The sequence below is a fragment of the Hymenobacter sp. BT559 genome (assembly GCF_017571525.1).
Taxonomy (GTDB): domain Bacteria; phylum Bacteroidota; class Bacteroidia; order Cytophagales; family Hymenobacteraceae; genus Hymenobacter; species Hymenobacter ginsengisoli.
The window spans coordinates 582,965-607,802 of record NZ_JAGETY010000001.1 but is presented as its reverse complement, the minus strand read 5'-3'; the positions used below and the strand labels follow the sequence as shown (position 1 = coordinate 607,802).

29 protein-coding genes, 1 pseudogene and 1 riboswitch are annotated in these 24,838 nt (G+C 62.7%); of the genes and pseudogenes, 13 read left to right on the top strand and 17 right to left on the bottom strand.

Annotated features, from left to right (window positions below):
- Positions 1–2: 2 nt before the first annotated feature.
- Positions 3–536, top strand: a complete 534-nt coding sequence (locus tag J4D99_RS02580; protein WP_208130114.1) for an ExbD/TolR family protein — start codon at positions 3–5, stop codon at positions 534–536.
- On the opposite strand, the gene J4D99_RS02575 is transcribed toward J4D99_RS02580, so the two are convergent.
- The 4 genes from J4D99_RS02575 to mnmC2 are packed head-to-tail and all read right to left on the bottom strand — an operon-like array spanning position 520 to position 3,414.
- Entirely contained in the window at positions 520–1,062 is a 543-nt protein-coding gene (locus J4D99_RS02575) for a GDYXXLXY domain-containing protein (protein ID WP_208130113.1), read from the bottom strand. The genes J4D99_RS02580 and J4D99_RS02575 overlap by 17 nt on opposite strands.
- Positions 1,062–2,336 (bottom strand): DUF2157 domain-containing protein, encoded by a 1,275-nt coding sequence (locus J4D99_RS02570; RefSeq protein ID WP_208130112.1) that lies wholly within the window; start codon positions 2,334–2,336, stop codon positions 1,062–1,064. The genes J4D99_RS02575 and J4D99_RS02570 overlap by 1 nt, the downstream gene beginning before the upstream one ends.
- Complete coding sequence (locus J4D99_RS02565) at positions 2,326–2,622, bottom strand: hypothetical protein (protein WP_208130111.1); 297 nt, start codon at positions 2,620–2,622, stop codon at positions 2,326–2,328. Before J4D99_RS02565 ends, J4D99_RS02570 begins: the two co-directional genes overlap by 11 nt.
- Positions 2,623–2,682: 60 nt before the next feature.
- The gene (gene mnmC2, locus J4D99_RS02560) at positions 2,683–3,414 is read right to left on the bottom strand and encodes a tRNA (5-methylaminomethyl-2-thiouridine)(34)-methyltransferase MnmC2 (RefSeq protein WP_208130110.1); all 732 of its coding nucleotides are present in this window, start codon (positions 3,412–3,414) and stop codon (positions 2,683–2,685) included.
- A 21-nt stretch (positions 3,415–3,435) separates the two neighbouring features.
- Here mnmC2 and J4D99_RS02555 point away from each other — a divergent pair, with 21 nt between their 5' ends.
- Together J4D99_RS02555 and J4D99_RS02550 are read left to right on the top strand one after the other, a co-directional pair.
- Complete coding sequence (locus J4D99_RS02555) at positions 3,436–3,858, top strand: thioesterase family protein (RefSeq protein WP_208130109.1); 423 nt, start codon at positions 3,436–3,438, stop codon at positions 3,856–3,858.
- Between the two features lie 7 nt (positions 3,859–3,865).
- Positions 3,866–4,510 (top strand): thiamine phosphate synthase, encoded by a 645-nt coding sequence (locus J4D99_RS02550; RefSeq protein ID WP_208130108.1) that lies wholly within the window; start codon positions 3,866–3,868, stop codon positions 4,508–4,510.
- Here the strand turns inward: J4D99_RS02550 and thiH are convergent.
- The 6 genes from thiH to thiS form a co-directional block, all read right to left on the bottom strand.
- Positions 4,468–5,577 carry a 2-iminoacetate synthase ThiH gene (thiH, locus tag J4D99_RS02545; protein ID WP_208130107.1) on the bottom strand — a complete coding sequence of 370 codons (1,110 nt, stop codon included), beginning with the start codon at positions 5,575–5,577 and terminating at the stop codon, positions 4,468–4,470. The genes J4D99_RS02550 and thiH overlap by 43 nt on opposite strands.
- A 138-nt stretch (positions 5,578–5,715) precedes the next feature.
- Positions 5,716–6,495, bottom strand: coding sequence for a thiazole synthase (locus J4D99_RS02540; protein ID WP_208130106.1), 780 nt, complete (start codon positions 6,493–6,495; stop codon positions 5,716–5,718).
- Positions 6,492–7,124, bottom strand: a complete 633-nt coding sequence (locus J4D99_RS02535; RefSeq protein WP_208130105.1) for a thiamine phosphate synthase — start codon at positions 7,122–7,124, stop codon at positions 6,492–6,494. The genes J4D99_RS02540 and J4D99_RS02535 overlap by 4 nt, the downstream gene beginning before the upstream one ends.
- The gene (gene thiD / locus J4D99_RS02530; RefSeq protein ID WP_208130104.1) at positions 7,114–7,884 is read right to left on the bottom strand and encodes a bifunctional hydroxymethylpyrimidine kinase/phosphomethylpyrimidine kinase; all 771 of its coding nucleotides are present in this window, start codon (positions 7,882–7,884) and stop codon (positions 7,114–7,116) included. Before thiD ends, J4D99_RS02535 begins: the two co-directional genes overlap by 11 nt.
- 115 nt (positions 7,885–7,999) lie before the next feature.
- Positions 8,000–9,877: a phosphomethylpyrimidine synthase ThiC gene (gene thiC / locus J4D99_RS02525; RefSeq protein WP_208130103.1), complete on the bottom strand. Its 1,878-nt coding sequence runs from the start codon at positions 9,875–9,877 to the stop codon at positions 8,000–8,002.
- A 38-nt stretch (positions 9,878–9,915) separates the two neighbouring features.
- The gene (gene thiS, locus J4D99_RS02520) at positions 9,916–10,119 is read right to left on the bottom strand and encodes a sulfur carrier protein ThiS (RefSeq protein ID WP_208130102.1); all 204 of its coding nucleotides are present in this window, start codon (positions 10,117–10,119) and stop codon (positions 9,916–9,918) included.
- An 82-nt stretch (positions 10,120–10,201) separates the two neighbouring features.
- A riboswitch (TPP riboswitch) is annotated at positions 10,202–10,299 on the bottom strand.
- Between the two features lie 150 nt (positions 10,300–10,449).
- On the opposite strand from thiS, the gene J4D99_RS22135 reads away from it, so the two are divergent.
- Both J4D99_RS22135 and rlmN read left to right on the top strand, forming a co-directional pair.
- A complete protein-coding gene (locus J4D99_RS22135; RefSeq protein WP_208130101.1) occupies positions 10,450–10,872 on the top strand; it encodes an energy transducer TonB in 423 nt (140 codons plus the stop codon).
- Between the two features lie 55 nt (positions 10,873–10,927).
- Positions 10,928–12,001 carry a dual-specificity RNA methyltransferase RlmN gene (gene rlmN, locus J4D99_RS02510; RefSeq protein ID WP_208130100.1) on the top strand — a complete coding sequence of 358 codons (1,074 nt, stop codon included), beginning with the start codon at positions 10,928–10,930 and terminating at the stop codon, positions 11,999–12,001.
- A gap of 39 nt (positions 12,002–12,040) precedes the next feature.
- Here rlmN and J4D99_RS02505 read toward each other — a convergent pair whose 3' ends face one another.
- The 3 genes from J4D99_RS02505 to J4D99_RS02495 form a co-directional block, all read right to left on the bottom strand.
- A complete protein-coding gene (locus tag J4D99_RS02505) occupies positions 12,041–13,027 on the bottom strand; it encodes a hypothetical protein (protein ID WP_208130099.1) in 987 nt (328 codons plus the stop codon).
- A 257-nt stretch (positions 13,028–13,284) separates the two neighbouring features.
- Positions 13,285–14,253 carry a YihY/virulence factor BrkB family protein gene (locus tag J4D99_RS02500; protein ID WP_208130098.1) on the bottom strand — a complete coding sequence of 323 codons (969 nt, stop codon included), beginning with the start codon at positions 14,251–14,253 and terminating at the stop codon, positions 13,285–13,287.
- A 117-nt stretch (positions 14,254–14,370) separates the two neighbouring features.
- Positions 14,371–15,126, bottom strand: a complete 756-nt coding sequence (locus tag J4D99_RS02495; protein WP_208130097.1) for a DUF3891 family protein — start codon at positions 15,124–15,126, stop codon at positions 14,371–14,373.
- 129 nt (positions 15,127–15,255) lie between these two features.
- Between J4D99_RS02495 and J4D99_RS02490 the strand changes: the two genes are divergently transcribed.
- On the top strand, positions 15,256–16,020 hold the full coding sequence (locus J4D99_RS02490) for a TerC family protein (protein ID WP_208130096.1): 765 nt from the start codon (positions 15,256–15,258) through the stop codon (positions 16,018–16,020).
- A gap of 17 nt (positions 16,021–16,037) precedes the next feature.
- Positions 16,038–16,949: an alpha/beta hydrolase gene (locus tag J4D99_RS02485; RefSeq protein WP_208130095.1), complete on the top strand. Its 912-nt coding sequence runs from the start codon at positions 16,038–16,040 to the stop codon at positions 16,947–16,949.
- A 21-nt stretch (positions 16,950–16,970) separates the two neighbouring features.
- On the opposite strand, the gene J4D99_RS02480 is transcribed toward J4D99_RS02485, so the two are convergent.
- Positions 16,971–17,963, bottom strand: coding sequence for an NAD-dependent epimerase/dehydratase family protein (locus J4D99_RS02480; RefSeq protein WP_208130094.1), 993 nt, complete (start codon positions 17,961–17,963; stop codon positions 16,971–16,973).
- Positions 17,964–18,086: 123 nt separating this feature from the next.
- Between J4D99_RS02480 and J4D99_RS22130 the strand changes: the two are divergent.
- The 4 genes and pseudogenes from J4D99_RS22130 to J4D99_RS02460 form a co-directional block, all read left to right on the top strand.
- Positions 18,087–18,437, top strand: a pseudogene (locus J4D99_RS22130) (patatin-like phospholipase family protein); the annotation flags it as partial.
- A 22-nt stretch (positions 18,438–18,459) separates the two neighbouring features.
- Positions 18,460–19,179 (top strand): patatin-like phospholipase family protein, encoded by a 720-nt coding sequence (locus tag J4D99_RS02470; RefSeq protein WP_236018475.1) that lies wholly within the window; start codon positions 18,460–18,462, stop codon positions 19,177–19,179.
- 102 nt (positions 19,180–19,281) lie between these two features.
- The gene (kbl, locus tag J4D99_RS02465) at positions 19,282–20,478 is read left to right on the top strand and encodes a glycine C-acetyltransferase (protein ID WP_208130092.1); all 1,197 of its coding nucleotides are present in this window, start codon (positions 19,282–19,284) and stop codon (positions 20,476–20,478) included.
- A gap of 89 nt (positions 20,479–20,567) precedes the next feature.
- Complete coding sequence (locus J4D99_RS02460) at positions 20,568–21,212, top strand: response regulator transcription factor (RefSeq protein WP_208130091.1); 645 nt, start codon at positions 20,568–20,570, stop codon at positions 21,210–21,212.
- Positions 21,213–21,312: 100 nt separating this feature from the next.
- Here J4D99_RS02460 and J4D99_RS02455 read toward each other — a convergent pair whose 3' ends face one another.
- Entirely contained in the window at positions 21,313–21,612 is a 300-nt protein-coding gene (locus tag J4D99_RS02455) for a KGG domain-containing protein (protein WP_208130090.1), read from the bottom strand.
- A gap of 346 nt (positions 21,613–21,958) precedes the next feature.
- On the opposite strand from J4D99_RS02455, the gene J4D99_RS02450 reads away from it, so the two are divergent.
- A complete protein-coding gene (locus J4D99_RS02450) occupies positions 21,959–22,372 on the top strand; it encodes an STAS domain-containing protein (protein WP_208130089.1) in 414 nt (137 codons plus the stop codon).
- A 5-nt stretch (positions 22,373–22,377) separates the two neighbouring features.
- Here the strand turns inward: J4D99_RS02450 and cdaA are convergent, their stop codons facing one another.
- Both cdaA and folP read right to left on the bottom strand, forming a co-directional pair.
- Positions 22,378–23,184: a diadenylate cyclase CdaA gene (cdaA, locus tag J4D99_RS02445; RefSeq protein WP_208130088.1), complete on the bottom strand. Its 807-nt coding sequence runs from the start codon at positions 23,182–23,184 to the stop codon at positions 22,378–22,380.
- 69 nt (positions 23,185–23,253) lie between these two features.
- Positions 23,254–24,138: a dihydropteroate synthase gene (gene folP, locus J4D99_RS02440; RefSeq protein WP_208130087.1), complete on the bottom strand. Its 885-nt coding sequence runs from the start codon at positions 24,136–24,138 to the stop codon at positions 23,254–23,256.
- A 126-nt stretch (positions 24,139–24,264) separates the two neighbouring features.
- Between folP and J4D99_RS02435 the strand changes: the two genes are divergently transcribed.
- The gene (locus J4D99_RS02435; protein ID WP_236018469.1) at positions 24,265–24,822 is read left to right on the top strand and encodes a DUF1599 domain-containing protein; all 558 of its coding nucleotides are present in this window, start codon (positions 24,265–24,267) and stop codon (positions 24,820–24,822) included.
- The last annotated feature ends 16 nt before the right edge of the window (positions 24,823–24,838 follow it).

Here is a 24,838-nt window from a genome sequence, read left to right as displayed (position 1 = left end):
ACATGGCTGCCATCGAACAACCTGCCCCGAAAGCCGGCAAAAAACCGCGTGCCCGCAAGCATAGCTTCCGCCTCGACATGACGCCGATGGTGGACCTGGCTTTTCTGCTGCTCACGTTTTTTATGCTCACAACCACCTTCGCCAAGCCCAACGTGATGCAGCTGCAACTGCCGGCAAAGCCGCAGTCGGACGAGCAGATTACGCCCTTGAAGTCTTCCAAAGCCATGACGATTATCCTGGGTAGTGGGCATCAGGCCTACTATTACTTTGGGCTAGCCCGGCCCGAAGACCCCAGCGTGCCGGTGCCCACGCTGCACACCACCAACTTTGGCCCAAAGGGCATACGGCAGGCGCTGCTGGCGCGCGGCCGGCAGCTGCCCGAGCCCGTGGTACTCATCAAATCCGGACCGAAGGCTAAGTACAGCGACATGGTGGATATGCTGGATGAGCTGAACATCACGGGCCAAAAGAAATATGCCCTCACCGCCCTCACGGCCGCCGACCGCCAGCTACTGCCCCCTAGCGAGCGGCAGTAGGCCGGAGCAGCCGCACCGACTCGATGCGGGCCTGGCCCCAGGGCGCAATGCTGACCTGCACGCGCAGCGGCGGGCCGGTTTTGCCGAGGCGCAAGGGGCTGTCGCCGGGCACGTAGTAGCGCTCCAGGTTGTAGCGCAGCCCCAGGGTATGGGCGTATACATCGGTAACCCAGCCGCGCAGCACGGCCTGGCCGGCGGCGGGCTTTAGCTCCTGGGCATACACGCCGGCCACGCTGGCTAGGCTGTCGGGGGCGGTGGTGAGGAGCACGTACACGGCCTGGCGGCGCTGGGGCGGCGCGGGGCCACGCCAGGCCGTGAGCGGCGCTTCGGCCGCAGTATAGTGCAGGCGCACAAAGCTTTCGTACTGCAAGCCGTGCAAATCGACGGGCGTGGTAGCCAGCGCGATATGCTGACCGTAGGCCGTGGTGGCGTAGCCCGCGCCGGCCACGCCCAGCACGTAGAGCACCTGGGCCGCCACCAGCAGCCGCAGCAACAGGCGGTGAGAAGGAGTATGGCGGGTGGGCATCAGGCAAGTGGCTTGGGGGGCGAAGGGGGGCTAGCAGCCGCACTGCCGGGCGAAGCCACCGAGGCCACGCCGGCGGCCAGGCGCTGGGCATTGCGGCGGCGTAGGTACCAGCTCAGGCTGAGCAAGAGCACGCCGCCAATGAGGAAAAACAGCGACTTATCGAGAAACGCCCAGGTGAGCTTAAAGTAGGCGACCATCGTGGCGATTACGAAGAGCACCGTGCCCAGCGTAAGCTGCTCGGCCTCGCCCGAGCGGTGGGCGCGGGCCAGCACCGAGCCGGCGTGGGCATATAGCACCATCAGCGTGGCAATGGCCAGGGGCAGCCCGCCCGGCAGGTAAAAGCCCGGCAATAGCAATAGCCAATCGGGCAGCGAGGCTAGTCGGCCCTGCTGCCGCTTGCCGGCCACCGATAGGGCAAAAACCGCCGCCAGCGCCCCCAGGTAGGCCAGCACGGGCGGGCGCAGCAGCCCAGCGTACTGGTCGGTTTCGCCAAACAGGGCTAGCCCCAGCGCAAACAGGTAAGCCGCCACGAGCGGCGGGCCTTGCAGCGCACGGGCCGCCGGGCGGTCGCGGTGCCAGTCGCCGGCCGCGTACACGAGCATGGCGGGAATGAAAAACCAGGTGATTTTGCTGTGCGAGAGCGCCACCCACAGCGCCGCCTGCCACAGCAGCCCCACGGCCAGCACCGAGGCCACCAGCGTATCGGGCCGCCGCCACCAGCGGTAGCCGCTGCCCAGCGCCACCAGCGCCATAATGGTGTAGCTGAAAATGCCCAGCGCCTGGGTGCAATAGGTTTGCACTGCCGCCCCGATAAGTATCGGCAGCAAGACCAGGCTCTGGCTAGTATACAGATAGCTCAGCAGCACGCCCACTACCACCCACGCCAGTAGGCCACTGATGTCGTAGCCCACCAATTGATACAGCTGACTGGTGAGGATGATGCTAGCCCCAAAAACCACCAGCCCCAGCCCAATAAGGCCGTGGCCTACCCGGCGGTTGCCGCGCCGCAAAAAGTACTCGCCGCCCGCGTAGGCGGCTACTAGGCTACCCAGCAGCAACCCTAGCCGCAGCTGGGTGGGCAGGCGCTGCCAGTTGGCGGCTACTACGCTCAGGGCACTCAGGCCCACCAAGATGCTGCCCAGCAGCGGCAGCAGGCCCACGGCCTGCACGGCATCGGAGGGGTAGCGGGCCAGCAGGCGCTCGCGCTGGGCCTCGGTAATGAGGCCCTCGGTGACCCAGGCGGGGCTTTCGGTTTCGAGAAATTTACGACTCATGCGGGGTGCAACCTACGGCGGCGGGCGCGGGTATGGCTTCTTCCACTAGCTCTTCGATGAGCGCCTCCAGGCCGTGGTACCAGTCGATGTGAGGCGAGGTAACGCCGCAGCCGCCGGGCTGGGGCGGGCAGGCCGTCACGGCCCAGCGGTAGTGGCACTGCGGGCAGGTGCCGGCGGTTCCAAAGGTGTCCCAGACGTGGCCGCAACGGCACTGCCAGTGCGGCCCGCCGTCGGGCTCCCAGTGGCAGTGCGGGCAATAGATTTCGATGGTGGAGTCGGTAGCCATAACTGGTTGGAAGTAGCGCGGACTTTTAGTCCGCGAGTGAAAGCGGCTGATACTGGCGGACTAAAAGTCCGCGCTACTACCTGCCGTAGGCTTGCGGGCGCGGGTCATTTCGCGCTTGCCGGGCGGGCCGGGCAGCTTTTCGGTGAGCCAGCCAGCGGCCCGCAGGTTGCGCCGGAACTGGCCCTGCGCGCAGTAGCTCACCAGCACCGCGCCGGGCGCGGCAGCGGCGTAAAGCTGCGCAAAAATGGCTTCGGTCCACAACTCGGGCTGCTTTTCGGGGGCGAAGGCGTCGAAATAAATCAGGTTGTACCGGCTAGCGGGCAAGTCGGCGGCTTGCACTTCGGCCAGCCGCTTGGTGAGGCTGAACAAGGGCGTGAGGGCTAGCGCTTCATTCCAGGGCGCGGCGTGCAGACGCGTAAAAGCGGCGCGCAGCCTGAGAGAATCTGCCCACTGCGGAGCTAGAGCCGCCACGGCAGCGGTGGGCAACGGTAGCGTTTCGTAGCCATCATAAGTCACAGCTGCACCAGCTTGCTGCGCAGTTTCGAGGGTCAGCAAGGCGTTGAGGCCGGTACCCAGGCCCACTTCCAGCAACTGCAGCGGCTGGGTCTGCCCTAGCCCCGCCGCCAGCAGTGGCCGCAACCCCGCCTCGATAAACACGTGCCACGACTCCTGCGCCGCCCCGTGCCGCGAGTGGTAATGCTCATCCAGCGCCGGCACGTAGAGCGTGGGCGAACCGTCGGCGGTGGTGCGCACCTCTATTTTTGACCCGGTATCCAATTGCTCGCTGCTCATTCCTAACTGTTCACTGAAAAAATGCCCCGCGTAAAAGTAAGTTTGCCCGAAAGCTTTGGCTTTGCGGTGGAGATTCCGGTCCGCATCACCGACCTTAATTACGGCGCTCACCTCGGCAACGATGCCTTGCTGAGCATCCTGCACGAGGCGCGGGTGCAGTTCCTGGCTAGCCTCGGCGTGGCCGAGTTTGATGGGGCTAGCCAGCTGGGGTTCATCATGGTCGATGTGGCGATAGAGTACAAAGGCGAGGCATTTCACGGCGATGTGCTGCGGATTGAGCTAGCCGCCAACGACCAGAATAAGTATGGATTTGATATTGTGTACCATGCTAAAACCCAACAAGGTAAAGAAATAGCCCGCGCCAAAACCGGCATGCTGTGCTTTGACTACAACACCCGCAAGCTGCGCGCCCTGCCGCCCGAGCTCGCCGCTCACTTTAGCTAATCGCCTTATGTTCTCCCTGCTCGCGATTACGCCCCACGATGAAACGGTTGAGCTGCCCTGGCTAGCCCAGCTATTTGCCGCCAACCTCCAACGGCTGCACGTGCGCAAGCCCGGCTGGTCGCGGGTCGAGCTGGCCAACTACGTGCAAGCCATCGAGCCCCAGTACCGGCCGCGGCTGGTGCTTCACTCGCACTACGACCTGGCGCACGAGTACGGCCTGGGTGGCATTCACCTCACCGAAGCGGCCCGCCGCGCCCCCGGCCTGGCGCGCTTGCTGCGGGGGCTGGGCGGGCTCAGCGTGTCGGCATCGCTGCACACGCTGGCCGAGGTGCAGCAGCACCGGCGGCGCTACAATTACGTGACGCTCAGTCCTATTTTCAACAGCATCAGCAAGGAAGGCTGCCCTAGCGGCTTCGACCTGGCCCAGGTGCAAGCCGTGCTGCACAAGCTGGCCGTGCGCCCCGGCTACCGCCCGCAAGTGGTGGCGCTAGGGGGCCTAGCGGCGGGCAACGTGGCGCGCGTGCGGGAGGCGGGCTTTGCGGGCGCGGCCGTGCTGGGTAGCATCTGGCAAAGCCCCAACCCAGCGGCAACCTGGCGCGAGCTGGTTGCTCAGGCCAGCGCGGCGTCCCAGTCTTTCCACACCGGCTCGTAGCCCTGGCGGCGCAGCATGGCGGCTATTTCGGCCGGGCTGCGCTCGTCTGATATTTCAAACTGCTCCAGCGACTCGGGCGCCACGGCGTAGCCGCCGGGATTGGTCTTAGAGCCCGCACTAATGCTGGTGATGCCCAGCTTGATAACCTGGTCGCGGAAGGCCGGATTTTCGCGAGTGGAGAGCGATAATTCGACCTCCTCATTGAGCAAGCGGTAGGCGCAGATGAGCTGCACCAGCTCGCGGTCGCTCATCTCGACCTTGGGCTGGAGCAGGCCCTCGGCCGGCCGCAGGCGCGGAAAGGAGAGGCTGTACTTGGTTTGCCAGTAGGTTTTTTCGAGGTAGTCGAGGTGCAGGGCGGTGTAAAAGCAGTCGGTACGCCAGTCTTCGAGGCCGATGAGCACGCCTAAGCCCATTTTGTGGATGCCGGCCCGGCCCAGGCGGTCGGGCGTGTCGAGGCGGTAGTGAAAATTTGACTTCTTGCCCTTGGGGTGGTGCTTTTTGTAATCGTCCTGGTGGTAGGTTTCCTGGTACACGAGCACTGTATTCAGGCCTTCGGGGATGAGGCGCTCGTAGTCTTCCTGGTCGAGCGGCTGCACTTCCATCGAGAGGTGCGCGAAGTGCGGGCGCAGCGTTTTCAGCGCTTTTTCCAGGTAATCGACGCCTACCGTCTGGTTGGCTTCACCGGTCACGAGCAGCACGTGGTCGTAGCCCCACTGCTTGAGCACGGCGGCCTCGGCCAGCATTTCTACGCTGCTCAAGGTGCGGCGCTTCAGCTTGTTATCTAAGCTAAAGCCGCAGTAGGTGCAGATATTCTGGCACTCATTGCTCAGGTACAGCGGCACGTAGAGCTGCATGGTGTTGCCAAAGCGGTTGCGCGTGAGGCGGTGGCTAGCTTGGGCCATCTGCTCCAGGTAGGGCGCGGCGGCGGGCGAAATCAGCGCCTTGAAGTCCTCCAACGTGCGGCGTGGCGCGGCGAGGGCGCGCGCTACGTCGGCCGCCGTTTTGGCGTAGATGCTGGCCTTGACATCGTCCCACGGGTGGGCTTCAAAAACGGGGCGAAAGCTCATTGTTTGTATTGATTTTCCTTAAACCGGTCGTCATGCAGCGCGCAGCGAAGTATCTCGCCCGCTTCGTTGGAGTAGTATCCCTAGCGAGCGCACGCGAGATGCTTCGCTGCGCGCTGCATGACGACCGTTTTCAGACGTTTACATATCCAAAAACGCGGTGAGCGGCGAGCTAGCTACGGCCTCATGCGCCACCGGCGCAGCTAGCCGCGCCTCGTAGGCCAAGCGGCCAGCTTCCACCGCCATTTTGAAGGCCCTAGCCATTGCTACCGGCTGCCCGGCCACGGCAATGGCGGTGTTCACGAGCACCGCATCGGCGCCCATTTCCAGCGCAGCGGCGGCGTGCGAGGGCGCGCCAATGCCGGCATCAACTACCACCGGCACCTTGCTTTGGCCAATTATTATTTCCAGGAATTCCTTGGTGAGTAAGCCTTTATTGGAGCCAATGGGCGACCCTAGCGGCATCACGGCGGCCACGCCAACTTCTTCGAGGCGCTTGCACAGCACCGGGTCGGCGTGGATGTAGGGCAGCACCACGAAATCCAGCTTCACCAGCTCCTCGGCCGCTTTTAGCGTCTCGATGGGGTCTGGCAGCAGGTACTTGGGGTCGGGGTGGATTTCGAGCTTAAGCCAGTTGGTTTCCAACGCCTCGCGGGCGAGCTGGGCGGCAAAAACAGCCTCCTTAGCCGTGCGTACCCCCGAGGTGTTGGGCAGCAGGTGAAACTGCGGGTGGCCGAGGTGGCGCAGGATATCGTCGTCGGCATCGGCCACATCTACGCGCTTGAGGGCCACCGTCACCAGCTCCGACCCCGAGGCTAGCAGCGCCTCTTCCATCAGGGCCGACGAGCTAAACTTGCCCGTACCCGTGAACAGCCGCGAGGTGAAGGTGCGGCCGGCAATTACCAGCGGTTGGGTTTTCATAAGCTTGCTATTGACTGAGTGCCAGATAATTCTTTCACAAAAAGCCGGGCGGCCTCCGTAGGACTACCCGCGCCACCAATGGCTCCCGACACGGCCACCCCATGCAGGCCGGCGGCCACTAGCGCCGCTATATCCGCTAGCTCGACGCCCCCGATGCCCACAACCGGCGTCGTGAAACCCGCCGCCCGGTACTGCGCCATAATTTCGGCGTACCCATCCAGGCCCAGTATCGGGCTCAGCTTTTCTTTGGTGGTAGTGAAGCGAAACGGCCCTAGCCCGATGTAGTCGACGCCGGCGGCCACTAGCTCCTCGATATCGGCAAAAGTGTTGGCCGTGCCGCCAATAATGAACTGCGGCCCCAGTAAGGCGCGCGCCTCGGTGGGTGCCATATCTTGTTTACCCAGGTGCACGCCATCGGCTCCGATTTCCAACGCGAGCTTTGGGTTGTCGTTGATGATGAACGTGGCGCCATGGTGGCGGCACACGGTCTGCACGTCGAGGGCGCGCTGCCGCCACTCGGCGGCCGGCAGATTTTTAACGCGGAGCTGCACCCAGCGCACGCCGCCCCGGCAGGCCAGCTCGGCCGCCTGGGCGGTCGTAGTGATGTAGTGCAGGTTGCTAATTGTCATGGTTTTTAGCTATAGAATGGTACCCTAGCCGCGTGTCGTTGCTGCCCAAAAACGCGGCCGTGTATGCCTTGCCCAAGCGGCAGGCTTCGGGCAGGGAATCGCCCAAGGCTAGCCGGGCCAGAATGGCTGCCGAAAGCACGCAGCCGCTGCCGTGCTTCTCGCCGCGCGGCAGGCGGGGGCTAGCCAGCGTGTGGCGCACCTCGGGCATGAGCAGCACGTCGGTGGCAAAGTCGCCCTCGGCGTGGCCGCCTTTCAGCAGCACCGGGCACCAGGCGGCCAGCGCCGCAGCTGCCACCTCGGGTCTAGCGGCAGGGAGGAGCCGCAGCGCCTCGGGTTGGTTGGGGGTGATGAGCGCCAGCTCACAGCAGATGGCCTGGAGTAGCGCAGCATCGGGCTGGGCGTGAAACTCATAGCCGGCCGTGGCTTTCAGCACCGGGTCCCAGATGATGCGCGCGGCTGGTTGATAGGCTTTTAGCCACTGAATCAACGCCAACAGTACCGGCAAGCTTTCAATTAGCCCGATTTTGATAAATCGAATCGAGAAGCGTACCAAGAGGAGCTGAATCTGGTCCTGAATATCGGCCAGCCCCACCCAGCTCACTCGCTCAAAAGCCACATCGTTCTGCACCGTGAGGGCGGTGCAGGCCGCCAGGCCATACACCCCGCTAGCCTCCATTGCCTTGACATCGGCCAGCACACCGGCACCGGCGCTAGGGTCGAAGCCGGCAATGGTGAGAGCGTAGGGGCGGGGGGTAGGCATGAGGCGTCACTTTTACTATTTATCTGTCATACTGAGCTTCCGCAGCCTCTTATCAGGTTCGAACGAGCTTGTTTTGGCGTGAGAAAATGCTGCGCAAGCTCAGTATGACAGACGATTACAGATAAATCTCGCTGCCCTTCTCCACGAACTCGCGTGACTTCTCACGCAGCCCTTCGGTCAGCACCTGCGCGGCTGTGAGGTCCTGGCTAGCCGCGTAGTCGCGCACTTCCTGCGTGATTTTCATCGAGCAGAAGTGCGGGCCGCACATCGAGCAGAAGTGGGCGACCTTGGCGCCTTCGGCGGGCAGGGTTTCGTCGTGGTACTCGCGGGCCGTGTCGGGGTCGAGCGAGAGGTTGAACTGGTCTTCCCAGCGGAACTCGAAGCGGGCTTTGCTCAGGGCGTTGTCGCGGTACTGCGCGCCCGGGTGGCCCTTGGCGAGGTCGGCGGCATGGGCGGCGATTTTATAGGCGATGACGCCGTCTTTCACGTCCTGCTTGTTGGGCAGGCCGAGGTGCTCCTTGGGCGTCACGTAGCAGAGCATGGCCGTGCCAAACCAGCCAATCATAGCGGCGCCGATAGCTGAGGTGATGTGGTCGTAGCCCGGCGCAATGTCGGTAGTCAGCGGCCCTAGCGTGTAGAAGGGCGCCTCGTGGCATTCCTTCAACTGCTTGTCCATGTTCTCCTTAATGAGGTGCATGGGCACGTGGCCGGGGCCTTCTATCATCACCTGCACATCGTGGGCCCAGGCAATTTTGGTGAGTTCGCCCAGCGTTTCCAGCTCGGCAAACTGCGCCTCGTCGTTGGCGTCGGCGATGGAGCCGGGGCGCAGGCCGTCGCCCAGCGAGAAGGCCACATCGTAGGCCTTCATGATTTGGCAAATCTCCTCGAAGTGCGTGTAGAGGAAGCTCTCCTTGTGGTGCGCCAGGCACCACTTCGCCATGATGGAGCCCCCGCGCGACACAATGCCGGTCACGCGCTTGGCGGTCATGGGCACGTAGCGCAGCAGCACGCCCGCGTGGATGGTGAAGTAGTCCACCCCCTGCTCAGCCTGCTCAATGAGCGTGTCGCGGAACAGCTCCCAGGTCAGGTCTTCGGCCTTGCCGTTTACTTTTTCCAGGGCCTGGTAAATGGGAACCGTGCCCACCGGCACGGGGCAGTTGCGAATAATCCACTCGCGGGTTTCGTGGATGTTCTTGCCCGTGCTCAAATCCATGAGCGTGTCGCCACCCCAGCGGCAGCTCCACACGGCCTTATCTACTTCTTCCTCAATGGATGACGTGACGGCCGAGTTGCCAATGTTGGTATTAATCTTAACCAGGAAGTTGCGCCCAATAATCATCGGCTCGCTCTCCGGGTGGTTGATATTGCTAGGGATAACCGCCCGGCCAGCGGCCACTTCCTGGCGCACAAACTCGGCCGTGATATGGCCCTCGGGCGTGTTGGCCCCGAAGCTGTGGCCGCGGTGCTGCGTGCGCAGCGGGTCATCGGCGGGCAGCTCGTCGAAGCGCTGGTTTTCGCGGATGGCGATGTACTCCATCTCGGGCGTGATGATGCCCTTTTTGGCGTAGTGCATCTGGCTTACGTTGGCGCCCGGCTTGGCGCGCAGCGGGGCTGCAATGTGCTCGAAGCGCAAGTGGTCCAAGCTATTATCGGCGGCGCGCTGCTGGCCGTAGTCGGAGGTGGTGCCGGCTAGCTGCTCCACGTCGCCGCGCTCCAGAATCCAGCTTTCGCGCAAGCGCGGCAGGCCTTTTTTGAGGTCGATGGCTACGCTAGGGTCGGTGTAGGGGCCGCTGGTATCGTACACCGTCACGGGCGCGTTCTGCTCCGACGGGAAGCCGAAATCGAACTTACGCTCGGTGTCGGCCAGCGCGATTTCGCGCATCGCCACCCGGATATTGGGGTAGAGCTTGCCCGGCACATAAATCTTGCGCGAGCCGGTGAGGGGCTGGCGCTCCACCAGCGTCTGCTGGGGGGCTTGGTCTTTTTTCTTCATCGTGGGCTGGATGGGGTAGAAAAGAGGCTGGCACGCGCCTAGCCCCCCTGGGTGGCACGGATAAGCAGGATGCGGTCGTGGGGCTGCACGGCGTGGCTGGCCCACTCGGCGCGAGGTACCACGGTGTCGTTGACGGCCACCGCGAGGCCGCGCGTCTGGGCCTGGCCCAGGGCGGTCAGCAGCTCGGCGAGCGGCTGGTTTTCAGTGGCTTCGTGGGCTGAATTGTTTACGTAGCAGACCATGCAACTAAAATTAGCTGGGGCAATGGAAAGGTCCTAAACAATAGGCGGCGCCAGCCACGGCTAGCCCCGTAAGGCAGCCGCAAAGCGGTCCAGTACTTTTCCCTTCGCCAGCATTACCTGGTTCAGGTTCGGAGGGTATCGTCTCAGCCTTGCTCGCGCAAAGCACCCCTAAAGTTTATAGTAGCGAAGATAGGCGGCGGCAAATGAGGATTGGCTGAGTGCAGCCACTTTTGCCGGAATTTTATTCAGTGGTGTTGAGCTTGTAATTGGCCAGTTTATGTATTCTTAGAGTATCTGGCATCTGCGTAAGAACAACTGTCTAACGTTCTTATGCGACACCTAATTGGATGGCTGCTTACCAGCAGCTTTGCTCTTGCCAGCAACTTGGTTTTAGCTCAAACAGCCTCAGGCACTATCGTTGACCCAGTTGAAAGAAGCCCGGAATTGCTAAGTGGCGGCGGTGGGGCAGCTATTGTCGCAGCGGTGCAACAGCGACTTGTCTATCCGCCCCAAGCCAAGCGTGCGCGGGCAGAAGGCCGGGTATTTGTTGGTTTTACCATCACCCCGCAGGGGATAGTTACGGATACCCGCATTTGGAGAGGATTTCGCCCCGATTGTGACGCCGCTGCTGTGCAAGCGGTCTGCAACTTGCCTCGATTTAAGCCTTGTTTGCAATTTGGCAAACCTGTTACCTGCGGGTACACAGTGCCCGTAACGTTTAGCTTATCACCTAAGCCGCAACGCACAAAGTAGCTAGCCCTCCTACCAAACGGGAACCCAACGCTTTGGCTGTTTGTATCTTTGCACTATGTTACTGGAACTCGAACTCGCCCCCGCTAAACGCGACATCCGCAAAGTCTCGCCCGACGACCTCAAGGCGTTCATGGTGGAGCACGGTGAAAAGCCGTTTCGCGCCAAGCAGGTGACGGAGTGGCTGTGGAAAAACACGGCTGGCTCGTTTGAGGAAATGAACAACATCTCGCTGAGCACCCGCGAGTTGCTGGCCCGGCATTTCGTGATAAACGGCGTGGCCGTGCAAAACCAGCAGCTCTCGAACGATGGCACCATCAAGTCGGCCTTTCGGCTGCACGATGGCAACATTGTGGAGGGCGTGCTCATCCCGCACGACACGCGCATGACGGCCTGCATCTCGTCGCAGGTGGGCTGCTCGCTCACGTGCAAGTTTTGCGCCACCGGCTACATGGACCGCAAGCGCAACCTCGACGCGGCCGAGATTTACGACCAGGTGGTGCGCATCCGGGAGCAGTGCGAGGCGCAGTACGGCACGCCGCTCACCAACATCGTGTACATGGGCATGGGCGAGCCGTTGCTCAACTACGCCAACGTGGTGGAAAGCGTGCGCCGCATCACGGCGCCCGATGGCCTCAACATGGCTCCGCGTCGCATCACCATCAGCACGGCCGGCATCGCCAAGATGATAAAGAAGCTGGCTGACGATGACGTGAAAGCCAACCTCGCCCTGAGCCTGCACGCGCCCAACGACACCAAGCGCAACGAGATTATGCCCATCAATGAGGCCAACTCGCTGGCGGCCCTCAAGGATGCACTGCAGTACTACCACCAGAAAACCGGCCGCAAAGTCACCTACGAATACATTGTGTTCGAGAATTTTAACGATGGCTTAGAGGATGCCGCCGAGCTATACACTATCTCAAAGTGGCTGCCCTGCAAGATTAACCTCATCGAGTACAACCCCATCGAGAACGCGGCTTACCAGAACGCGGAGGCCGACAAAATCACGGCCTTTCACAAATACCTGGCCGACCGCGGCGTGCAAACCAACATCCGCCGCAGCCGCGGCAAAGACATCGACGCTGCCTGCGGCCAACTAGCCAACAAGGAGAAGGCCGAGGCGGCCTAGCGCGCAACCGCCTTCTCTGAAACGGCTGATAACCAGCCGCTACCGCAGCTTTATTTTGCCAAAGCGGAAGGCCACGTCGAGGTAAGCCGGGTAGAGGCCGCTGCCGTTGCGCGAGTTATAATACAGCGCTCCCAGGCTGCCGCTAAAGCGGGGCGTAGCGTAGCGCAGGCCCGCTAGCCCCCCAAAGCCGCCGCCATTGTTGAAGCCGGCCACATAGGTTTCGTTGACCAGTGTGAACAGGCGCGACAGCCGCACGTTGGCTCCTAGCACGCCTACCGGTGAGCTACCGACGCTGCCGCCGGCAAAGCCGTAGCCCAGGCCGAGCGTGAGGTTGGTATCGGCCGTGCCGTAGGTGGCTAGCCCGTAGCCCAGGCCACCACTCTCGGTTTGGCTACCAAAGACGCCCGTGGTAAAGCCGTACAGTACCCCCGCGCCTACCCGCAGCTTATCGCTTACCGGCACACTCACCTTGGGGGTGATGGCCACGGCAGGTATTCCAACGAAGGGGATAACTGGCACCAACAGGCCTACCGAAATATTGTCGGTAATGCCGTAGTTGATACTGCCCAGGAAGATATTGATAACCTGCGCCTCAGCTTCGCCCTGGTGCAGGTTGCGGGCAGTAGGAGCCAGAAACATGTGCGTGCTGTTGCCCACATAATCGAAGCCGTGCCGCGCCTGCTCGGGCGTCTGGGCCGTAAGCTGGCGCATGCTGACGCGCTGCAGCGTGACGACGCCCAGCTCCCGGGTTTCGAAAGTCAACGCTTCCTCGCTAGCCGCCCGCAGGATTCCGCTAAACTGGGTGCCCCCTACCGTTTCTACACTATACGTCTGGCCGATAACCTCCCCGGGGTGGCCGATGACACTGGCGGCAGGCAGCTCGGCCGTGCGCATGGGCGGCAGCGCCGGGCTGGCTGGTGCCGGGCTTGTTGGGGGCTGTGGCGCACCGGGCAGCGCCGGCCGCTGGGCGTGGGCGGCCAGGGCCGAGCAGGTAGCCAAGGCAATAAGAGTAAAAGCTTTACGCATAAGATGAGGGTGCCGCTGCCACGAAGGGGCTAGCCGACTGCGTAAAGATTCTGACCCGACCTGCGTTGGTTGCAAGGGCTCTTTGACGCCCCCAGGACGCTGGCAAGCGCCCTTTCGCTGAGGCCGACCGTGGCTATACGCCTCTTAATATGCGAGTTATCCTAGCTGCCGGCCTTTCAACATCTGACTTTACGCCAGCGCTCTACCAAGGCTACTTCTCATCCAATAGTAGCCAAGATTCGATAGCCTCCGCTTGGCTAGCCCCCCCAGCTACCAGTGCTTGGCGGGCGGCCGGTAGCCTTTTCGGCATCCGACTCGCCGGCCGGTATCTCTTTCAGCTCGACGCGCACGGCGTAGGAGCGGGGCTGCACCTTCTGACCGTAGGCATCGGCAAACTCCTGCGTGAACTCGGCCCCGAAAAACACGATGAGCGAGGAATAGTAAATCCAGACCAGTAGCACAATAGCCGAGCCCGCTGCCCCAAATGCCGAGCCGGGGTCCGACTTCGAGATGTAAAAAGAAATCAAGTACTTACCTAAAATAAACAGCACGGCCGTAATGAACGCCCCAATGCCCACATCGCGCCAGCGGATAATGGCATCGGGCAGAAACCGGTAAATCATGCCAAAGAGCAGCGTAGTAACCACCAGCGATAAAGTTACATCGACCAGCTTGATGGCGATGAGGCCAATATCGGGCAGCAGCCGCTGCAGGTAGCCCGTAAAAACGCTAAGCAACGCGCTGACTACGAAGGAAGTGAGCAGCAATAGTGCCACGCTCAGAATGAGCCCAAACGACAGCACGCGCTGCCGTAAGTACTGCCCGATGCCGATACCCTCAGTTTTTACTTTCAGGTTCCAGATGTCGTTGATGCTGTCTTGCAGCGTCACAAAGAAGGTGGTGGCCGCAAAAATGAGCGTGCCTACCCCGATTACGGTAGCCAGGGTGCCCTTCTGCTGCAAGGTAAACTTGGCAATACTTTCCTGCAGGAAGGCCGCCGCATCGGCCCCTACCAGCCCTTTTATCTGGCCATAAATCTGGCCCGTGAGCGCCTCGCCACCATAAATGGCGCTAGCCGTGGTGATGACGATGAGCAGCAGCGGTGGCAGCGAAAAAATGGTGTAGTACGATAGCGCCGCCGCGTGGCGGAAGGCGTTATTATTGCTGAACTCGGTGGCCGTAGCCTTGACCAGCGAAAGAATGTCGGAAAATTTGTAGCGCGCCATCCAGGTAGCTGTTAGGGTGCCGGGCCAGCCGCTGCGCGGCCACCGCTCGGCACGAAGTACTAGGCACCCATACGGGGCGGCGCGCTATTATGTCCGAAAAATGCCTGAGTAAATTGACTACTCGGCCCGTAAAGTCCAGCTTAGCGTTTGGGTGGGGCAGTAGTGCAAGGCAATGGCCAGCTCGGCATCGTCGCGAAACTGCAACTGGTGCAATACCTTGGCCTCCACGGTCACAATCAGCTCTTTATCAGCAAAAGGCCAGGGGCTTATCCGGATGGGGGTACCGGGCCCATCGGGCTGGCGCACCACGTGCGCGGTGCGGTGGCCATGGCCCAGCGGGTCCGGATAAATTTCGAGCGCGCGGCCCATCTCGGGCACCTCGTTGCGGCACAAAATGAGCGAAAGCCGGTCGCACCAGTGCAACAGGTCGTAGGCCTGGTGGGCCTTGGCCTTGGTTAGGTTCAGCTCCTTGAGCCAGCGTTGCTGGCGCTGGCGCAGCTCGTCAAGAAAGCTTGTGATATCGTCGCTACTGCCGCGCAGCGGCTCGTACAAGGTGCTCAGGTGCAGGCTTGTGAGCAGGCTGCGCCAGCGCCCCTGAAAGCGGGCTGCGTGCAGCACATTGGTAGCCTGCTCAATCGAAAAAGGCACCTGCGTAAAATTGGCTGGCGCACCGGCCGGCGTAAGGCCGTGGTGGCCGCCGCGCCCGTGCCAGGCCTCCTGCTCATCGTCGTGCTGCGCGGTAGCGGCCAGCAGGCCCACCCAGCGGTCGGCCGCCAAAAAAGGGGGCCAGTGCCAGGCCAGCTGCGCCGCCAGTAAGGCATGCGCCTGTTGGTAGATTATTTGCCAGCCAGTCGGGATGGGGTTCACTATCATGCGCGGATGCCAGGATTTTGTCGCAGTTTTGGGGCCACATACGTTAAAAAGAGGAAGCTGGACCGCGAATCGGGTATTAGCTGCGCAATATTTATTCTTCCCTTCCTCCAAATTCTGCGCACTTATTCTATGTACGCCCAGCTGCAGGACATTCTTGACCACCCGCTGCCTTCGTTGGCGGTAGTTGGTAATCTGATAGTTATCGAAAGCCTTCTTTCGGTGGATAATGCCGCCGTGCTAGCCACGCTGGTGGGCGACCTACCCGCCGCGCAGCGTAAGCAGGCGCTGCGCTACGGGATTTTTGGCGCCTACCTGTTTCGGGGCCTATGCCTGGTATTTGCCTCCTACCTGGTAGGCTTCTGGTTTTTGAAGCCGCTGGGCGGCTTGTACCTGCTGTATCTGTGCTTCGATTATTTCCGGGCCACCAAGCCCGAAGAAGAGCACGGGCCCGATAAACAAAAGAGCTGGCTCTACCGCAGCACCATCGGGCTGCTAGGCCCCTTCTGGGCCACCGTGGCCGTCATAGAGCTGATGGATGTGGCGTTTTCCATCGACAACGTGTTTGCGGTGGTGGCGTTTAGCAACAACCTGATTCTTATTTGCGCCGGCGTGTTTATCGGTATTCTGGCCATGCGGCTGGTGGCGCAGGCCTTCGTGGGGCTGATGGGCAAGTACCCCTTTCTCGAAACGGCGGCTTTCGTAGTGATAGGCGTGCTGGGTCTCAAGCTGGTGCTGTCGCTGCTCAAACACTTTGCGCCGGGCCACCCGGTCAGCGACTTTCTCGACAGCGAAGCCGCCGATGCTGGCCTCACAGTGCTCACTATTGCCACGTTTGGGGTGCCGCTGCTCACCTCGCGGCTGCTAGGGTGGCCGCGCCGGCTGGGTGGGCAGTAGCCGCCGCTTTTTACGCTATGCTTGCCCCTAGCTGCGCTTCCGACAAAACCCCGGGCCACCCTGAGCCGCTGGTGGTGCACCTGCCCGATGGGCGCCGCCTGGGCCTCACGCGCTACGGCGACCCCAGCCACCCGGTGGCGGTGTTTCACCACGGCTTTGGCTCCAGCAGCCTTGAGCTGCCGCCCGCGCCAGCCCTGCTGGCTAGCCTAGGGCTGCAGGTAGTGGCGCTCGACCGGCCTGGCGTGGGGCACAGCGACGTGTATCGTCGCCTTAGCTTTCCGTCGTTTGCCGCCGACACGGTGGCCGTGCTCGATGCCTTGGGCATTGCTGGGCCGGTGGGCGTGCTGGGGTGGTCGGTGGGCGGCGTGCATGCCCTGGCGCTGGCGGCGCTGTATCCCGAGCGGGTGGCCGCAGTGCACCTGCTCAGCACCTGCCTGCCGCTGGGCGAGCGCGCGGCCTACCGCCACCTCTCGCGGGTGTGGAAAGGCCTGCGGTGGGGCCAGCTCAGCTTTCCGTGGCTGAACCGCACCACTTTTTTGTGGTTGAGCCGGCAATGGGCGCGTCACCCCGACCGCACCATCGGCTGGTTTATCCGCCTTATGCACCCCGCCGAAGCGCGTGTGACCCAGGCGTTTCGGGCGCTGCTGCGCGATGCCGCCGTGCAGGGCTTTGCCCACGCCGGCCGCGGTGTGTACGATGATGCCCAGGCCTGGTGCCGGCCGCCGGGCTTCCGCATGGAGGCCGTACGGGCGCCCACCACCCTCTGGCACGGCACCGCCGATGGGGTGTGGGCGCCCGACAATATTCCGTACCTGGCTAGCCGCCTGGCTAGGGCGCGGCTGCACCCGCTGCCGGGCCAGGGCCACATGCTGTATCTCGAAAACTGGGCAAAAATCCTGACTCAACTGCGGGCCGAGCTTCCGCTGTAGCTGCGCAGCCCACTAGTACTGCTAGGCTACTACCGGCTCGCGCAGGTGGGCTAGCATGTCGTGCGTCATCTTCGGCAGGTCAAACTCGGGCTGCCAGCCCCAGTCGCGGCGGGCGGCCGAGTCGTCGATGCTGGCGGGCCACGAGTCGGCAATGGCCTGGCGGCCATCGGGCTTGTAGCTGACCTCAAAGCCGGGCATTTCCTGCCGGATACTCGTCGCGATTTCCTGCGGTGAGAAGCTCATGGCGCCCAGGTTGTAGCTGGTGCGCACCTTGATGCTTTCGGCCGGGGCGTGCATGAGGTCGAGCGTGGCCTTCAGGGCGTCGGGCATGTACATCATGGGCAGGTAGGTATCGGGCTTCAGAAAGCATTCGAAATCCTGGCCGGCCACGGCCTTGTGGTAAATATCCACGGCGTAGTCGGTGGTGCCGCCGCCGGGCAGGCTCTTGTAGCCAATGAGGCCGGGGTAGCGCAGGCTGCGCACGTCGAGGCCGTGGTGGCGGTGGTACCACTCGCACCACTGCTCGCCGGCCAGCTTGCTGATGCCATACACCGTGTTGGGGTTCATTACCGTGAGCTGCGGCGTATGCTCGCGGGGAGTGTCGGGCCCGAACACGGCGATGGAACTGGGCCAGTACACCTGCGGCACCTGGTACTGCACGGCCGCGTTCAGCACATTGAGCAGGCCATCCATATTGAGCTTCCAGGCAAACATCGGGTCCTTCTCGGCCGTGGCCGAGAGCAGGGCCGCCAGGTGGTATATCTGCACCGGCTTATACTGCTGCACGAGCGCGTCGAGGCGCGGCTTATCCAGCACATCGAGCAGCTCAAACGGGCCACCGGCCAGCGCCTGCGGGTCTTGGGGGGCGCGCACATCGGCGGCCACCACGGCCTCGGTCGCGTAGCGCTGGCGCAGGGCGGCCGTGAGCTCGAGCCCGAGCTGGCCGCAGGCACCAATGACGAGGACGTTACCGGGTGTTCGAGGGGTGGCAGTGTCGCCGGGTGTGGTTTCCATTGAGATGCAAAAACTGGGTAGGGAGGGGTGGGAAGGCTGTGTGCCGCAAAGATACGGCCAGGGCTAGGGCCGGGATTTGGGCGGCGGCGCAACGACTGCTGGGCCAGCCGCATCTTTGCCCCAATGACTACCCGCTTGCTCTGGCTACTTACTACCCTGGTGCTGCTTGGCGGCCCCGCCCGTGCCCAGGCTCCGGCGGCTAGCCCCCTGCCCTACCGCAACCTGGTGCTGGAGGGCGGCGGCATCCGGGGCATTGCCTACGGCGGGGCCTTGCAAGAGCTGGAAAGCCGGGGCGTGCTGACTCGCATCGAGCGCGTGGGCGGCACCTCGGCGGGCGCCATTCAGGCGGCGCTGCTGGCCGTGGGCTACTCGCCCGATGAGATTGTGGCCGTGGTGAATGCCACGCCGGTGCAACGGCTGAATGATGGCCGGTTTATCTTCTTTGGCGGCACCCACCGACTGGTGAAGCAGTACGGCTGGTACCGCGGCGACGAGTTTGCGCGCTACCTCAGCGAGCGAGTTGGTGGCCCGCAAAACCCAGCAGCCCAACCTCACGCTGGGCGAGCTGCACGCGCTGGCCCTGGCCCAGCCCGGCCGCTACCGCGACCTCTACACCACCGGCACCAACCTCACTACCCAGCGCGTACAGGTGTTCAGCCACGAAACCAACCCCACCATGCGCGTGGCCGACGCCGTGCGCATCAGCATGAGCATTCCGCTCTACTTCCGGGCGGTGCTGCTCGATGGCCAGAATAACGTAATGGTAGGCCGGCCCGCGCCCGGCCAGCCCGTGCAGGTGCTGGTAGATGGCGGCCTGCTGGCCAACTACCCCATCGACCTCTTCGACAAGCCGCGCTACCTGCCGGCTAGCCTGGCTGCCACCGCTAGCCCCGATGTGCGCAGCAACACCTACAACCCCGAAACCCTGGGCCTGCGCCTCGACCGCGCCGAGCAAATAGCCTGCGACCCCACCGCCACCGGCCGCCAGCAGCTAGCCCCCTACGCCGTCATCGATTTCAATTCTCACGTGGGCGCACTCTACACCGTGGCCCTCGAAAATTTGAACCCCATGCAACCTGCCGACTGGCAACGCACCATTAGCATCAACTTTCTCGGGTTTAGCCCCAAGATAAAACGTATTTCCAGCGCCCAGAAGCAGGAGCTCATGGCCAGCGGCCGAGCAGGTGTGCAGGCGTTTTTTAAGATGAAGAATTAGCGGCCCCAGGGCGAACTTTGTAGTGCGCATTCACGACTTGCGTAGCCCTGGCCGGCTTCAAATCGTAAACTGCCTATCTCTTCGCGCTAGCCCCACCCTTTTATGTACGGCACTCTCCAGGCTGACCTTCAGCACCAACTACAAGAAATCAAAGACGCGGGCCTGTATAAGAAGGAGCGCGTCATTACCTCGCCCCAGGGCGCCGAAATCGACACCCAGGAGGCGGGCGACGTGCTCAACTTCTGCGCCAACAACTACCTGGGCCTCAGCTCGCACCCGGCCGTGATTGAGGCCGCCAAGGCTACCATCGACTCGCACGGCTACGGCATGAGCTCGGTGCGCTTCATCTGTGGCACGCAGGACATTCATAAGCAGCTCGAAGCCAAAATAGCCGAGTTTCTGGGCACCGAGGACACCATTCTCTACGCCGCGGCCTTCGACGCCAACGGCGGTGTGTTTGAGCCGCTGTTTGATGAGCGCGACGCCATCATCTCGGATGCCCTCAACCACGCCAGCATTATCGATGGCGTGCGCCTGTGCAAGGCCAAGCGCTACCGCTACACCCACAACGACATGGCCGACCTGGAAAAGCAGCTCCAGGATGCCGCCACGGCGGGCATGCGCCACCGCATCATCGTTACCGACGGCTCGTTTTCGATGGATGGCACCATTGCGCAGCTCGATAAAATCTGTGACCTGGCCGACCAGTACGACGCCCTCGTGATGATAGACGAGTGCCACTCGATGGGCTTTTTGGGCAAAACCGGGCGCGGCACCCACGAGTACCGCAACGTGATGGGCCGCGTCGACATCATCACCGGCACGCTGGGCAAAGCGCTAGGGGGCGCCATGGGCGGCTTCACCTCGGGCCGCAAGGAGATTATCGAAATTCTGCGCCAGCGCTCGCGGCCTTACCTGTTCTCTAATACCCTGGCCCCGGCCATTGTAGGCGCCAGCCTGCGGGTGCTGGAGCTGCTCACCGAAAGCACGCAGCTGCGCGACCAGCTCGAAGAAAACACCAAGTACTTCCGCGAAAAGATGACGGCAGCCGGCTTCGATATTACGCCCGGCGAGCACCCCATCGTGCCCGTCATGCTCTACGATGCCAAGCTGGCCCAGGACTTTGCGGCCAGGATGCTCGACGAGGGCATCTACGTGGTAGGCTTCTACTACCCCGTGGTGCCGCAGGGCAAGGCCCGCATTCGGGTGCAGCTGAGCGCGGCCCACACCCGCCCGCAGCTCGACAAGGCCATTGCGGCCTTCACCAAGGTAGGCCACGAGCTGGGCGTGCTGAAATAGGGCTATCGCTGCATCAACAGAAAGCCAATCAGTTAGCTGCGTTCGGGCGGTTTGCCGTAGAATACGCTTCATCCTACTCTCCTGCCGCTATGAGCCGCATTTTTTTAGTCGATGACCACACTATCGTCCGCGATGGCCTGCGGGCGCTGCTTGCCAACGAGCCCAATATCACGATAGTGGGCGAGGCCAGCAACGGCCAGGAGCTGCTTGACCGCCTGCCCACCGCCCCGGCCGACGTTGTGCTGCTTGATGCCAACATGCCCGTGCTCGACGGGCTAGCCACTACCCAGCGCCTGCGCGCCGAGTATCCGCAGGTGCGCGTGCTCATTCTGAGCATGCTGGCCCACGAGCGCTACATCGGCCAGCTCTTCGACGCCGGCGCTTCGGGTTACGTGCTCAAAAGCGCCGAGAAAGACGAAATTCTGCTGGGTATCCAGATGGTGATTTCGGGGCGCCAGTTTTTGTGCAGCGACCTGGGCCTGAACATGCTGCGCAAAGTACTGACCAAGGACGACGAGCCCGACGAAACCACCAAGGCCAGCCGCCTCTCCCGCCGCGAGAGCGAGGTGCTGCAGCTATTGGCTGAAGGCCTCACTACCAATGAGATAGCCGAGAAGCTTTTCACCAGCAAGCGCACCATCGAAACGCACCGCCAGAATATTCTGGAAAAAACGCAGACCAAAAATACGGCTGCCCTCATTCGCATGGCCGTGACCCAGGGCCTGCTCGACTAGGCCCCCGTGGCAGGCCCTAGCCACTAAAAAGCCCGGCTCCTCCCCATTACGGACGAGGAGCCGGGCTTTTTAGCGGCTAGGGCCTGCCAGGAAGTGCGGGTTACCTGGCTGCTTTAGCAGGGGTTTTGCCTTCGGTGGGGCGGCTAGGGCCGCGGCGGCTGGTGAGGCCCCCTTTGCGCCCAGCAGCGCGTGCTTCTTCGGTCGTCCACTTATGGCCCTGGCCACTAGCGTGCGAGGCTTTGCCGCCTTCGCTGGCAATGCGGCGCTGCTCGGCGGGGTCCATGCTGGCAAAGCCCCGGCGGCTGGTGCGGCTGCCATCGCCAATGCGGGCGGCCGGGCGGGTTTTAAGTGCAATGGGCGGTGTAATGCCCTGGGGCTGGGAGTTCAGAGTCGGCTTCATGATAAAACAGCGGCTAAAAATGGAAGAGAAAGAGTGGAAACCTACCGTGGCCTTGCAACGGCTAAATAGCCTACTGTGTCTGGCATTATTACCAATAAGTGCCTTATTTACAACATAATTACCGAGTAATACGGAGCACCTCTGCGGGTTTTCGCAGGCGTATTGCGCAAAAACCCGCAACTGGGTAAAAACACGTAGCTGAACCATACTGCCCGCGCAATAGCAAGCGCTCCGGCACCTTAGCTAATGCAAAAACAGGTATAAATACGTAGATAAAACCCGTCTTACGCCCAATTAAGCGCCTGATTCACACTTGTATATTTGCGGCACCGCTCTATACATCGCTATGAATGACGCCTTCTTCCTCCTTATCCTGCCTACCCGTACCCTTACCATTCACCTGGGCACCTACCGCCAGTGCGCGGGCCTGAGCCTGCGCGGCAGCTGCACCAGCGCGGCCGACGCCGCGCACCTGCTCCAGACGGTGCACCAGCTGCTGCAGCGCCACCCCGCCCAGGCCTGGATAGATAGCCAGCGGCTGCACACCCTCAGCCAGCTGGGGCAGCAGGCCATGCTGCGAGCCACGATGGCCTGCCGGGAGGCTGGCACTCAGCTACATTGGTGCGGAATATCGCCAGCGTTGCGCAGCCAGCTGCACGCCAGCGGCGTTGAAAGGCAGCTCGACTTGCACCCGGCCGCCAGCTTTGAGGGGCCTAGCTTTTTGCTGCCCACGCTGTTTTCTTCTACGAGCTCGCAGTAGCCGGCTTACGCTGGGCGTGGGGCCGCCAGCAGCCACTCTTGCAGGCGGCTCTTGAGCTCGGCGGCGGCCAGGCCGCGGTGTATTTCGCCGTGGCGCACCAGGCTCATCTGGCCGGTTTCTTCACTTACTACCAGCACCACAGCGTCGGTGGCCTCGGTGAGGCCTAGCGCCGCGCGGTGGCGCAGGCCCAGGGCGGCGGGTACCTCGGGGTTTTGGCTCACGGGCAGGATGCAGCGCGCGGCCACCAAGCGGCCCTGGGCTACTATCACGGCGCCGTCGTGCAGGGGCGAGGTTTTGTTGAAAATGGCCAGCAGCAGGCGCTTGCTGGGCTCGGCATCGAGGCGGTCGCCCGATTCGGCGTAGGAACTCAGGTCGGAGGTAAACGTGAAGCAGATGAGCGCCCCGGTATCCTTGCTGGCCAGGCTCTTAGCGGCCTCCACGAAGGCCGCCACGCTGGGCGCGCCGCTAGGCTGGGCGCTGGGCCGCCGCCACCACCCTAGCGGGCCACCGCCTTCCAGCGCCACCTTGCCCACATTGAGCAAAAACCGCCGGATTTCCTGCTGAAACAGAATAATGCTGGCGAGCACGCCTACGCTCATAAACTGCCCCAGGATGGCCGAGAGCAGCCCCAGCCCCAGCGCATTCACCACCAAATACACCAGGTACAAGCTCAGCAGCCCGAGCGCGACGTTGAGGGCCACCGAGCCGCGCAGCAGCTTGTAGAGCTGATACAGCAGCCAGGTCACGAGCAGCACGTCGGCCACGTCGGCCAGCCCTACGTGCAGAAAATAAAAGGGAAAAGGGAGTGACAAGAGAAACGCGGTTGGCCCCGCAAAGAACGGCCTTTGCCGGGCCGTGGGCAAGGCAAGCTGCGGGTATCTTCAACTGGCACTCACCAAGGCAATAGTCTGCCGGGCCTCGGCCACGTCGTGCACGCGCAGCAGGCGCGCCCCGCCCTGCAGGGCCAGCACGTGCAGGGCCGTGGTGCCATTGAGGGCCGCCTCGGGGCCTAGCCCGAGCGGCTTATACACCATAGCCTTGCGCGAGAGGCCCACCAGCAGGCCGTGGCCCAGCGGGGCCAGCTCGGGCAGGCGGCGCAGCAGGGCGTGGTTGTGGACGGGGGTTTTGGCAAAGCCAAAGCCGGGGTCGAGCAGCACGTCGGCGGGGGCTAGCCCCCCATTGGCCTGGCGCAGGGCGGCGAGCTGGTCACGAAAGAAGCGCAGGACGGTCAGCACAATATCCTCGTCGTAGTGGGCCAGCGTGCGCATGGTTTGGGGCGTGCCCTTTATATGCATCAGGCAGTAAGGCACTTGCAGGCGAGCCACGGTGGCAAACATCTCGGCATCGAGGGTGCCGCCGCCAATGTCGTTGACGAGGTCGGCGCCGGCGGCCACGGCCTCGGCGGCCACGCTGGCCCGAAAGGTATCGGCCGAGATAAAGGCCTCGGGAAACTCGCGGCGCAAGGCGGCGATGGCCGGCACCAGGCGGCCTTTTTCTTCATCGGGGCTGATGTCGTCGGCGCCCGGGCGCGAGCTGTAGCCACCCACGTCGAGGGCCGCCGCGCCGGCCGCCAGCATGGCCTCGGCGCGGTGCAGCAGGGCGGCTTCGTCGGCGGGACCTAGCCGCGAGCCGGGGTAAAAGGAGTCGGGCGTGACGTTGAGAATGCCCATCACCTGCGGCTGGCGCAGGTCGAGCAGGCGGCCGTGGGGGCTGCGCAGCGAGTTGGTGAATGACCGAATGGGTGAATGGCTGAAGTGGGTGGGCATGGGCAGGAGGCAGAGCGAGGGGTTAAATATCCGGCGCTTGGGGCGAACTTGCCGGGCTATCTGGCGCGGGGGTTGATTCCCGCCGAAGACGCCCAGCGCCCATTCTCTCATTCACTCATTCGCCCATTGACTACTCCCGCGCACTACGACCTGATTTTGAGCCGCTGCCGCGAGCTGTTTTTGGCCAAAACCCACGACTACGGCACGGCTTGGCGCATTTTGCGCCTACCCTCGGTTACGGACCAGATTTTTATCAAGGCCAACCGGATTCGCACGATTCAGGAAACGGGCACGCAGAAAATTGCCGACGGCGTAGACGAGGAGTTCGTGGCCATCATCAACTACTGCCTCATTGCCCTCATGCAGCTGCGGCTAGCCCCCGACGCGCCGCTCGACCTGCCCACCGAGCAGGTGGCCGCCGCCTATGACCGCGAAAACACTCTGAACCGCGAGCTGCTGCTGGCCAAAAACCACGACTACGGCGAGGCCTGGCGCCAGATGCGCGTGAGCAGCATCACTGACCTCATTCTGATGAAGTTGCACCGCATCAAGCAGCTCGAAAACATTGGGGGGGCGGCCCTGGTAAGTGAAAGCGTGGAGGGCGGCTACCGCGACATGCTGAACTACGCCGTGTTTGCCCTCATTTTGCGTGAAGAAGCGGCTAGCCCCGCGCCGCGCCCGTAAGGGCCTAGCCAGGCTC